Source organism: Veillonella sp. 3891 (assembly GCF_003992315.1).
In the GTDB taxonomy this organism is placed as follows: Bacteria; Bacillota; Negativicutes; order Veillonellales; family Veillonellaceae; genus F0422.
The window spans coordinates 1-249 of the sequence record NZ_RQVE01000038.1 but is presented as its reverse complement, the minus strand read 5'-3'; the positions used below and the strand labels follow the sequence as shown (position 1 = coordinate 249).

Sequence of the window (249 nt, the reverse complement as noted above, 5' to 3'; positions counted from 1 at the left end):
GTGGAGACGAGGAGATTCGAACTCCTGACCCCCTGCTTGCAAGGCAGGTGCTCTCCCAACTGAGCTACGCCCCCATGTGTGCTTATCTTGTATTCGGAACTCATCTCTAGGAGATATTCTTCCATCTTAAGATAAGACTATTCTATTCGCTCTTCTTCATTAAGAAAGGCACTGGTAGGCCTAAGTGGACTTGAACCACCGACCTCACGCTTATCAGGCGTGCGCTCTAACCAGCTGAGCTATAGGCCT

General features: G+C 49.8%; 2 tRNA genes. Both read right to left on the bottom strand.

Annotated features, from left to right (window positions below):
• Nucleotide 1 precedes the first annotated feature (1 nt).
• A tRNA-Ala gene (locus tag EO118_RS08560) sits at nucleotides 2-74 on the bottom strand.
• A gap of 98 nt (nucleotides 75-172) precedes the next feature.
• Nucleotides 173-249 (bottom strand) — tRNA-Ile (locus EO118_RS08555).